Genomic DNA, 11,005 nt, shown 5'->3' with positions numbered 1-11,005 from the left:
GAACAGAAGTAGTTTTTGACTGCTATCTGCTCGTCTCACAAATATAGTAATTATAAAGGTGCTCTACTTTCGGTTTTGGTGGAAAAACAAAATATAATTTGGCTCATTCAGAGGGACAATTTAGCTTTTCAAGCCCTTTATTCTGTAATTTTTTACGACATTGGAACTCAAGATTAAAAAATATTTTAAACATTATTTTTAGCACCATGATCACTTATGTTAGTCCAGAAGTAGCCGTTTCTTCTATCCAAAGCCATCAGAGAGTTTTCATTCATGGAAGCGCAGCCACACCTACCAAATTATTGTATGCGTTAGCAGCCAGAAAAGATGAGCTCAGGGATGTAGAGATTGTCGCCATTACCACCTTGGGTGACATGCCATTGGTATCAGAAGACTGCAAGGACAGCTTTTATATGAACTCTCTTTTTGTTTCTCAAAATGTGAGAAAGTCAGTCAATTCAGAACATGGAGGTTATGTTCCTATTTTCCTCAGTGAAATAGGTCACCTATTCAGAAAAAACATTCTAAAAATAGACGTAGCCATCATTCAAGTATCTGAGCCAGATGCACATGGTTTCTGCTCCCTTGGCACTTCGGTGGATGTGGCAAAACCTGCTGTGGAAACTGCCCGGACTATCATAGCGCAGATCAATAAGCAAATGCCAAGAACACATGGAGATGGCCAAATTCATATATCTAAGTTTCATTCAGCTATTCATGTGGATGAGCCACTGCCGGAAGTGGATTATGGTGAAAAAATAACTGAAATAGAACGGCAGATAGGAAATCATTGCGCCTCTCTGATAGAAGATCGATCTACCTTACAAATGGGTATTGGAGCCATACCAGATGCAGTGCTCGATTCACTGAAGCAGCACAAAGATTTGGGTATTCATACCGAGATGTTTTCTAATGGTATTCTTGGGCTGCTACGATCTGGCGCCATTACCAACAAATACAAGAAAAAGCACCCTGGGAAAATTGTTTCTGCTTTCGTCACAGGTTCTAGGGAATTATATGACGCAATAGATGACAATCCGGAATTCTCATTTCATGAGGCTGCCTATGTAAATGATACGGCTGTTATCCGTAAAAACCCCAAAGTAATATCCATCAACAGTTGTGTAGAAATGGATCTAACTGGTCAAGTTTGCGCAGATTCCATTGGTAGCTATCAATATTCAGGAGTAGGTGGACAAATGGACTTCATGCGTGGAGCGTCACTTTCTGAAGGTGGAAAACCAATTATGGCGCTGACCTCTGCCACACGCAAAGGAAGCTCCAAAATAGTCCCTTTCCTCAAAGAAGGTGCTGGAGTAGTCACCACGCGGGCACATATGCAATATGTGGTCACGGAATATGGTATGGTTAATCTCTATGGGAAAAACCTGCGTCAGCGTGCTTATGAACTGATGAAAATCGCTCATCCTGATCATAGAGAAGATCTAGAGAAGTCAATAGTGGAACGCTTTGGTAGCTATATTTATCCATTTAGGTAAGCATTATTAGAATATCGTTTTGATTTATTCCGCTTCTGGTTAGTTTAGCAAACTTTACTAAACCCAGAATCGATGAATTCCAAACAATACGCATTCTTTCTATCCATTACCGCAGCTTTAGGCGGTTTCCTATTCGGATTTGACACAGCCGTGATTTCTGGTGCGGAGCGTGCCATTCAGGATGTCTGGGGGCTGGGTGATCTTGCACATGGTTTGGCTATTGCCATGGCACTCTATGGCACTGTGATTGGAGCATTATTCGGAGGAGTTCCAGCGGATAAATTTGGAAGGAAGAAAAGTTTACTCTGGATCGGTGCATTATACCTAATATCGGCTTTAGGCTCTGGAATGGCACCAGATCCCTATTCATTTATGTTTTTTAGGTTTATAGGAGGACTGGGCGTAGGCGCTTCATCTGTAGTTGCTCCTATGTATATCTCTGAAATCGCTCCTGCCAAAAACAGAGGATTATTAGTTGCTCTCTACCAATTCAATATCGTATTCGGTATTCTGATCGCCTATTTATCAAACTATCTAATAGGTACAGCGGGCATTGCAAACGACTGGAGATGGATGCTTGGAGTAGAAGCAATACCAGCTCTGATATATTCTGCTATGATCTTCAGAATCCCTGAAAGTCCTCGCTGGTTGATTTCAAAATTCAACGATCAGGTAAAAGCCAGAGAAATCCTAACTAGAACTGATCCAGATGGAGTAGATGAAGCGATTCGATTGGCTGTAATTGAAGAGCAAACTATCAAGCAAAAAGGTAGTTTCTCTGCCCTATTCACTAAAGCATTTATGTCCACCACCATGCTGGCCATTTTCATTGCTTTTTTCAACCAAGTTTCGGGCATCAATGCCATCATTTACTTTGCTCCAAGAGTATTTGAAATGGCAGGAATATCCACGGAGTCTGCCCTCTTCTCCACCATAGGAATAGGGGTGATTAATCTCCTAGCAACCTTTGTAGGCTTGTATTTGATCGATAGAATCGGTAGAAAAAAACTGATGTACATCGGCTCGATTGGCTACATCATTTCGCTTTCACTGATGTCATACAATTTCCTTGTCGGCGGCATAGACAACTTCTGGCTACCCATATTTGTATTTGCCTTTATTGCATCTCATGCTGTGGGTCAAGGAGCTGTGATTTGGGTATTTATCTCCGAAGTATTCCCTAATGAACTTCGTGCTTACGGACAATCTATCGGTTGTTTTACACACTGGATTCTTGCAGCATTGATAGCCAATGTCTTCCCATATTTTGCCACTCAATTTGGCCCCGGATACATCTTCGCATTCTTCGCTGTAATGATGGTTTGGCAACTACTTTGGGTCAAATATAAAATGCCAGAAACCAAAGGTCGTTCTCTAGAGGAAATCCAACAAGATTTACACAATACCGATGCAGCATAAAGTAGTCATATTCGGAGAAATGCTATGGGACTGCTTGCCATCTGGGGCAGTACCTGGCGGAGCTCCTATGAATGTCACGCTGAATCTTCATCAGCTCGGTTTAGATAGTAGATTAATTTCCGCTATAGGAGAAGATTCTGATGGTCAGAAACTTATTGAATTCCTGGCCACATTCAATCTCCCGTTGAATTTGATTCAACACAGTTCCGAACACGAGACTTCGAGAGTGTTGGTGAACGATGGTGATCCTGAAAACATCAAATACACTATCATATCTCCGGTAGCATGGGATTTCATTCAGTGGAATACTGAAATAGATGAGGCTGTTGCTATTTCGGATGCCTTTGTATTTGGAACACTTGGTGTTCGTAATTCTAAAAGCCTAACCACCCTACTCAAGTTACTTCGTCATAAGACCAAACGCATTTTTGATGTAAACTTCCGTCCTCCTTATTATGATTTTGAGATCATCGAAACCTTACTTGGCTTCACAGATATTCTTAAGATCAACGAGGATGAATTGGAGATTTTTGCTGATTACTTTGATATAGAATCTAGCATAAAAAGTGTCTGTGGCTATCTAGACAAACATTTTCCTATGGATTTGATCTGTGTAACTCTTGGTGCCAAAGGCGCTCTAATATACAAATCAGGAGAAATCATCCAGCATGATGGATACAAAGTCAAAGTTGCCGATAGCATAGGAGCTGGAGATGCATTTCTCTCTGGTTTTATCAAAACCTATCTAGAAGATCAGCCATTGGATCAGGTATTGGATTTCGCCTGTAAATTGGGTGCTTTCGTCGCCAGCAAAAAAGGAGGAACGCAGAGGTATGAGGTTTCGGATCTGTAAAAGTGGTCAGTCGCATTTAGAAGGTTTAAGTGATCAGTCGCAGTGTTCAGCCTTAATTTTCAAAACTCATCAGGTTGTATTAAAAAAATTACCCTGAATAACTACAGAGTTTATAAACTGATCACTGAGACCGCGACTGAACACTGATCACTGGGACTTATCAATTCTTACTTTCAAAACCCTCCTTTAATCCGATCCGCTATCTCCCCCAATTCCTCTTTACTCAACTTCAGCTTCTCACGAGTGAAATTGATATCATCCATGGAATTTAACGGCACGAGATGTACATGCACATGGGGAACTTCAAGGCCGATCACAGCCACTCCTACTCGTGTGCATTTGATGGTTTTGTCAATGGCTTTCGCAACTCGCTGCGCAAAAATATGTAAGCCAGAAAGCACTTCAGGCTCCAAATCAAAAATGTAATCGACTTCTTGCTTGGGGACAACTAGCACATGGCCTTTGACTAAAGGCATGATGTCTAGGAAAGCAATGTAATTTTCATCCTCAGCTACGATTTGAGCGGGAATTTCTCTGTTGATGATTTTAGTGAAAATTGAAGCCATAGCTATGAAAATAAAAATCCCGACAAACGCCGGGATTGTGTTAGAATGTAATATCTAATATTTCAAATTGAAGTGTTCCTGCTGGAGCAACTACCTCTGCGATATCACCTATTTTTTTGCCTACCAGGCCTTTTCCAAATGGAGAAGCCAGTGAAATCTTTCCAGCTTTCAAATCAGCTTCTTCCTCAGATACCAAGGTATAGCTTACCGTCATACCGTTTTTCACATTTTTAATCTTCACCGTAGTCAAGATTCCTACCTTGGAAGTGTCCAGCTGAGAACTGTCAAGAACTCTTGCATTTCCCACTACTTTCTCCAATTTCGCGATCTTAAGCTCCAAGTGTCCCTGTGCGTCCTTTGCGGCATCATATTCAGCATTCTCGCTTAGATCACCCTTGTCCCTAGCTTCAGCGATCTGATTAGATATATCAGTTCTGCCCTTCGTTCTAAGCATTTGAAGTTCGTCCTTCAATCGCTTTAAACCTTCTTCAGTATAGTATTGTATTGTTCCCATAATCTACTCTATTAAAAAGCCACAAAAACAAAGTAACGGTCGCAAGACGGGACCGTTACCTTGTTTTTAACTTGTATTTGAACTTCAAAGGTAACAAAGCTTTTGAAACAAAGCAAAGCAGGTTTTTAATCTTGCTTCTCTAAAGCATCTTTTAAAAACCCTTTAAAACTATATAATGTAGTAGTTGAAAAATTCCCTGAATCGATACTATTTCAATCTTGGTTCATTTATAGCAACTAACCAGTCTTGCTCACCACATATTTGGCATGCTGTGTTTTCATTAAGCTCTATTTCGATCTCTCCGCAGTGTGTACAACTATACAGCTTCCCTTCTTTAAATTCCTTACATGGAAAATCATAAATATTAGGCAATATCGGCAAACCGAAAAGAACTTTCTCATCAGGAAAATAAAAGACACTTAAATCCCCAGAAGTCTCTAGGTAGGCTAATTCAACTTGCCCGAGATGCGACACGCTATTTTGTCTTAGTTGTGAAAATAACTCATTGTAAGCCAAAGATTCTTTTCGAAATGATTGATAGAGAATTCGACCATTTTCTATCAATTTGACAGGCTTACCCTCTACAAACTCCTCTACCTTTTCAAACCTTCCGGTAAGGTAAGTAATGAACTTGTATAGGCTAATTACTATCACGAATACTAAAATAGCAGGTAGCAAAGCAACATCCTCATAAAACATAGGGTCACCAGCAGCAGAGCCTAGCGATATAATGATAGCCAGTTCAAATACTGAGAGTTGCTTGATGCCTCGCTTGCCCGACAAACGCAGTACAAAAAGCACTATAAAAAACATGATTGTGGTGCGTGCGAGCACTTCCCACAAAAATGCATATGGAATCTCTTCACCGATCAGGAGTCTCCTTACATCAAACAGCTCAAGTGATTCTGCGGATTCCATAGCCTATTAAATGGAAAATGATGGCGCCTCCTCGCGACTGTAGCTTATATTCATGCTTCAATTAAGTAGCTCTGAATCTATAATCGGCCTACTTTCACGGTCATACCTCTTTAAAAGTTAACCCTTAATTCAAGTAAACAACTCGAAGCCTAATAGCCGGTCAAGGGAGGCATCATCATTTATTTATAGTTTAGTCTAGTGACTTTGTTTTCCCGTCTTCATCGTAAATAATGGTTAAGGATTGTTCTCCTTTCGTCGTGAATGTTACAGAATAATAGGTTTTTCCATCCTCTTCAAAAATCCTCTTGTTTGTAATTTCATCCATAGAAACAGCATCATTCTTCTCAATAGCCTCAAGAACAGGAGGCGGAAGTGTTATAGAATCTGTTTGATCCATTGCCCCTGAGAGTAGCGTTCCATCTCGCTTTACAACATTGGTATCCGATTCATGTAAAGCTCCGCTCATTTCATTCTGAGCATCTATACTCTTTTCATAGGCCTTTTCAGATTTCTCGCCACAGGAAACCGTCAGGAAGGCAGCGGTGGCTAGGCTTATAAATAAATGCGTTTTCATAGTTGAGGTAGTTTTATTTCCTATTTGGAAGCATAAACTTCTTTTGATTTTGGAATCCAAAATCCAACCCAATTCTTTTCTCTCAGAAAAAAACCTAAAGAGGACCCATAGTTGACATCTCAGATTTCAAAATAAACAATTGAAAAAACCCAAATCCCAACAGCTAAGCGAAATAAACTCATAAAAATCCATACTATTGTTTGAAAAAATATTGAATACAGAAAAATGACATCTCAAATAATTAACCCAAAAAGCCTAACTTCGACAAGTAAACTCACACATTCAACAAACTCATAATGAGTCCTTTATTTCCCAAAATGTTGACTTTTGGTATTATAGGGTAATACCAAAGAAACACAGTTACATCTGCCCTACTTTCAAAAAATATCAGACTTCTTTAAAGGCCTTTTTTATCCTTTTCGCTAAAACTTTATTAATCTTCACATAAGATTCATGAGTCCAGCCAGCAACGTGTGGTGTAAATATCACATTGTCTCGGGCAGCCAGTTTTTCAAATTCAGCTTTTTGCTCAGGATTGAATTTCTGGAATTTTTCATTTTCCAATACATCCAGCAAGGCACCTCGCAATACTCCCTGATCTAGGGCGTCATTGAGCGTCTTTAAATTGATTACTTCACCTCTAGCCGTATTGATCAGCCAAAATGGTTTAGCAAAACTTTTGAGTTCTTTCAAAGTGAAAAAACCCCTAGTTTCTGCTGTAAGCGGAACATGAATACTCAAAATATCCGCTTCAGCTTTCAGTTTTTCCCACATTACTTCCTGCACAAAATCATCCGCAAAATCCATCCTATATTTATCATAAGCGAGGACATCCACTTTAAAACCTTGTAGTCGCTGAGCAAATGATTTACCCATATTTCCATAGCCCATAATACCCACAGTTTTACCCGCTAGCTCATGTCCACGATTGCCTTCTCTATCCCAGATACCCTTTCGGACTTCCTGATCGGCTTTTTCTACATTATTAAATAATGCCAAGAGCATCCCAATGGCATGTTCAGCTACTGCATCCCGATTGCCTTTGGCTGCATGAAAAAGCTTAATGTCTTTTTCGGCCATATACTCCAAATCTATCTTATCCAACCCTGCTCCTGCTCTACCTATAAACTTCAATTTGGTAGCCTTCTCCAATAAATCACGATCCATCGGAGTCTTAGAGCGGATAATAAGTCCTTCATATTCCGCTATGGTAGAAATGATTTCTTCACGGCTGATTTCAGGTAAGTAGCTGACCTCATGACCTTCCTTTTCCAGTATAGGCATGATACTTTCGTGCATCTCGTCGATGATGAGAATCTTCATTTTTATAAGTTTAGATATGTAATAGTGACATGGCTACCAAAAAATAAACCGCAAGCCCAATCAAATCATTGGCTGTGGTGATAAATGGTCCTGAAGCCAAAGCAGGATTTATCCCAATCTTGTCCAGGATTATAGGTGTGATCGTCCCCATGAACGAGGCAAGCAACACAACTGAAAACAAAGCTATTGATACAACCATCGCAAATGCCACGTCGGTTTTGTAAAACAAAACCACTACTCCAAAGACGAATGTAGCTAAGATCAACCCGTTTAAAATTGCCACTAACAATACTTTGAGAAATCTCTTTGCCATCGAATCATCAAAAATTGATTTGCTTGCTAGAGACTGTACCACTATTGAAGAAGTCTGAATCCCCACATTTCCACCAGTCGCAGTGATCAAAGGGATAAAAAAGGCAAGTGCTGTCACTTTGCTAAGTCCTTCCTCAAAAAAACCAATAAACCCCGCTCCAAGTAATCCACCGCAAATACCTATCAATAACCATGGCAATCTGGCCTTGGAGAGCTTGATCACACTATCATATTCATCGACCGTATCGGAGACACCTGTCATAGCCTGAATGTCTTCTTCAGCCTCTTCGCGAATTACATCAAGAATATCATCGACAGTGATTCTTCCTACCAACTTATTTTTACTATTGACTACAGGCAGTGATTCCAAATCATATTTACGCATAACCTCTGCCACTTCTTCCTGGTCCATATAGGTAGGCACAGAGATGACCTCCTCCATATAGATATCTTCGATCTTCGTCTCCTCCGATGCCAAGACAATGCGCTTCAAAGAAACTATCCCCATTAATTGCTGCCTGTTGTTTACAACAAAAATGGAATAGATCTTATTAACATTTTCCGCCTGACGACGAATCTCATTAATAGTCTGAACTACGTTCCAGTTTTTATTGGCGCGAATGTATTCCTTCGCCATAATACCCCCCGCGGTGTCTTGATCGTAGCGTAAGAGTTCGAGTATTTGATCCGATTTTACTTTATCCTGAAAATGGCTGATGATATCTTCTCGCTCTCGCTCTAGAAAAAGATTCAGAATATCCGCGCCATCATCGGAATCCATCAGCTCAATCAGATTGGCCATTTCTTGGACTTCCAATTCCTTCAATACCCTGTGCTGAGTAGTGGCTTCCAGCTCAATAATTATATCTGCTGCTAACTGCGCATCCACCACTCTAAGAACATAGATGGACTCCTCCATCGACAATTCATCGAGCAGCGCAGCAATGTCAGCCACATTCACTCCATCCAGCGACTCCTGAATGAAGTTTAAATCCTCCGCTTCAATAGCTTGCTGGAGGCTTTCTAAGTATTCTTTCGAGAGTTCAAACTGCTTAATTATTTCCACGAGAAGCTTCGATTGTTTGGGTCAGAAATATATAATCAGCCACGTCCAATTGCTCAGCTCTAAGATCCAAAATTGGATTTGAATTAAAGTCAAGCGGAAGATTAAAGGGCTTGAGACAGTTTCTAAGGGTTTTCCGCCTATTTCCAAAACCTGCCTTCACTACTTGTTTAAATAGCTTTTCATTACAATCTAATTTATCCGTAGCATTCCTTGTCAGTCGAATAACTCCTGAATTCACTTTAGGCGGAGGCTCAAATACATGGGGAGGAACTGTAAATAAATATTCTATATCGTAATAAGCCTGCAATAGCACTGACAATATCCCATAGGATTTATTCCCCTTTGGCGAAGCTATTCGTTCTGCCACTTCTTTTTGAAGCATACAGACTACTTCATTCACCTGATCTTTTACATCCAGTACTTTGAAGAAAATCTGAGAAGAAATATTGTAAGGGAAATTGCCAACGATTGCAAACTTATCTGGAAATGCTTCTTGGAGATGCATTTTCAAAAAATCGCCTTCAATGATCTTATCTCCCAATTCTGGATATTTTTTATGCAGATAAGCAACAGACTCCTTATCAATATCGATAAGATATAAATCCAACTTCCCCTTCAACAAGAAATCAGTAAGTACGCCCATTCCAGGCCCAATTTCAAGGACTTTGTTTACTTCATAATGCCCTTTGACCGCTTGCGCTATTTGCTCCGCAATAGTTAAATCGGTCAAAAAATGTTGTCCCAAGTGTTTCTTGGCTTTGACCTTTTCCATCGGTTAGCTCTGATAAATTTTTATAAATTGCAAGTTCAAAATTAAGAGAATAATTCTAAAGGACTAGCTTAGTTGCGGTAGCAATACCAAAGCAGTTAGCAAATCCAACTTACATCCTTTATGCAGCAACGAAAGATCAAACCCATAATCGGAATTAGCATTGGCGACATCAACGGAATAAGCGTCGAAGTCACCATGAAAGCCTTGCTAGACAACAGAACCTACAAGAAATTTACTCCGCTGATCTATGCGCATGGCAAGGCTTTTACTTTCTATCGAAAACAATTGGGGATTGAAGATTTCAATTTCAACCAGATCAGGTCTATTGACGAGATACAGCACAAGCGCATTAATGTAATCAATGTGACTGAAGAATGTCCTGAGGTAATTCCAGGTACAGAAACACAGGAAGCGGGGAAATTTGCGCTAGCAGCATTAAAAATGGCTGTTGATGATCTAAAGGAAGGAAAGATTCAAGCTTTGGTCACTGCTCCACTTAATAAGAACAATGTCAATTCTGAAGAGCTTCCTTTTGTTGGACATACAGAGTTTATTACTGAGGCGGTTGGAGCCAAGGAAAGCTTAATGCTGATGGTATCCGAACAAGTGCGTGTGGGATTAGTGACAGGGCACCTGCCTTTGGCAAAGGTGGCTGAAAATGTAACGCAGGAAAGAATTAATCAAAAAGCTAAAATTTTGATAAAAAGTCTAGAAAAGGACTTTGGTATAAATAAGCCGAAAATCGCAATCCTAGGACTCAACCCTCATGCAGGAGAAGATGGGCTGTTAGGTGAGGAAGAGGAAAAAATCATCAAGCCGGCGATTCATGCGCTGAAGGATCAAAACAAAATGGTCTTTGGCCCCTATCCTGCCGATGGCTTTTTCGGAATGGCGCATCAAACCAAATTTGATGGCGTTCTGGCCATGTATCATGATCAAGGTCTGGTACCTTTCAAATCTTTGGCATTCAGCACTGGAGTGAATTTCACCGCTGGATTGCCTGTAGTGAGAACCTCTCCTGATCATGGCACTGCCTACAATATTGCAGGTAAAAACGTTGCTGACGAAGGCTCTATGAGAGCTGCAATATTCTTAGCAGCAGACATTATTGAATTACATAACCCACAAGAATCAGAGGATTGAGAAGAAAAACCAAAGATTATTTCAAAATCTCTTTCATCCTGATATA

General features: G+C 40.2%; 11 protein-coding genes. 4 read left to right on the top strand and 7 right to left on the bottom strand.

Translation table 11 applies throughout. From position 1 onward, the window contains the following. Positions 1–206: 206 nt before the first annotated feature. The 3 genes from LV85_RS05565 (at position 207) to LV85_RS05555 (ending at position 3,771) form a co-directional block, all read left to right on the top strand. Positions 207–1,499 carry an acetyl-CoA hydrolase/transferase family protein gene (locus LV85_RS05565; protein ID WP_111317209.1) on the top strand — a complete coding sequence of 431 codons (1,293 nt, stop codon included), beginning with the start codon at positions 207–209 and terminating at the stop codon, positions 1,497–1,499. A gap of 72 nt (positions 1,500–1,571) precedes the next feature. Continuing rightward, complete coding sequence (locus tag LV85_RS05560) at positions 1,572–2,918, top strand: sugar porter family MFS transporter (protein ID WP_111317208.1); 1,347 nt, start codon at positions 1,572–1,574, stop codon at positions 2,916–2,918. Further along, positions 2,908–3,771, top strand: coding sequence for a carbohydrate kinase family protein (locus tag LV85_RS05555; RefSeq protein WP_111317207.1), 864 nt, complete (start codon positions 2,908–2,910; stop codon positions 3,769–3,771). Before LV85_RS05560 ends, LV85_RS05555 begins: the two co-directional genes overlap by 11 nt. A 173-nt stretch (positions 3,772–3,944) precedes the next feature. On the opposite strand, the gene LV85_RS05550 is transcribed toward LV85_RS05555, so the two are convergent. From LV85_RS05550 to rsmA, 7 genes are all read right to left on the bottom strand, one after another. Beyond that, positions 3,945–4,337 (bottom strand): HIT family protein, encoded by a 393-nt coding sequence (locus LV85_RS05550; protein WP_111317206.1) that lies wholly within the window; start codon positions 4,335–4,337, stop codon positions 3,945–3,947. Positions 4,338–4,377: 40 nt separating this feature from the next. Beyond that, complete coding sequence (gene greA / locus LV85_RS05545) at positions 4,378–4,851, bottom strand: transcription elongation factor GreA (RefSeq protein ID WP_111317205.1); 474 nt, start codon at positions 4,849–4,851, stop codon at positions 4,378–4,380. A gap of 207 nt (positions 4,852–5,058) precedes the next feature. Continuing rightward, on the bottom strand, positions 5,059–5,769 hold the full coding sequence (locus LV85_RS05540; RefSeq protein ID WP_111317204.1) for a DUF421 domain-containing protein: 711 nt from the start codon (positions 5,767–5,769) through the stop codon (positions 5,059–5,061). 190 nt (positions 5,770–5,959) lie between these two features. Further along, positions 5,960–6,343 (bottom strand): hypothetical protein, encoded by a 384-nt coding sequence (locus tag LV85_RS05535; RefSeq protein ID WP_146260435.1) that lies wholly within the window; start codon positions 6,341–6,343, stop codon positions 5,960–5,962. 387 nt (positions 6,344–6,730) lie between these two features. After that, positions 6,731–7,666 carry a 2-hydroxyacid dehydrogenase gene (locus LV85_RS05530; protein ID WP_111317202.1) on the bottom strand — a complete coding sequence of 312 codons (936 nt, stop codon included), beginning with the start codon at positions 7,664–7,666 and terminating at the stop codon, positions 6,731–6,733. 10 nt (positions 7,667–7,676) lie between these two features. Further along, positions 7,677–9,044, bottom strand: coding sequence for a magnesium transporter (mgtE, locus tag LV85_RS05525; protein WP_111317201.1), 1,368 nt, complete (start codon positions 9,042–9,044; stop codon positions 7,677–7,679). Next, positions 9,031–9,816: a 16S rRNA (adenine(1518)-N(6)/adenine(1519)-N(6))-dimethyltransferase RsmA gene (rsmA, locus tag LV85_RS05520; protein ID WP_111317200.1), complete on the bottom strand. Its 786-nt coding sequence runs from the start codon at positions 9,814–9,816 to the stop codon at positions 9,031–9,033. The genes mgtE and rsmA overlap by 14 nt, the downstream gene beginning before the upstream one ends. Positions 9,817–9,936: 120 nt before the next feature. On the opposite strand from rsmA, the gene pdxA reads away from it, so the two are divergent. Continuing rightward, positions 9,937–10,959, top strand: a complete 1,023-nt coding sequence (gene pdxA, locus LV85_RS05515) for a 4-hydroxythreonine-4-phosphate dehydrogenase PdxA (RefSeq protein ID WP_111317199.1) — start codon at positions 9,937–9,939, stop codon at positions 10,957–10,959. Positions 10,960–11,005 lie beyond the last annotated feature (46 nt).

Origin of the sequence: Algoriphagus chordae, from assembly GCF_003254055.1 — a bacterium.
Classification (GTDB): Bacteria; Bacteroidota; Bacteroidia; order Cytophagales; family Cyclobacteriaceae; genus Algoriphagus; species Algoriphagus chordae.
The sequence above is the reverse complement of the archived record's forward strand: the minus strand, read 5'-3'. Positions and strand labels throughout refer to the sequence as shown.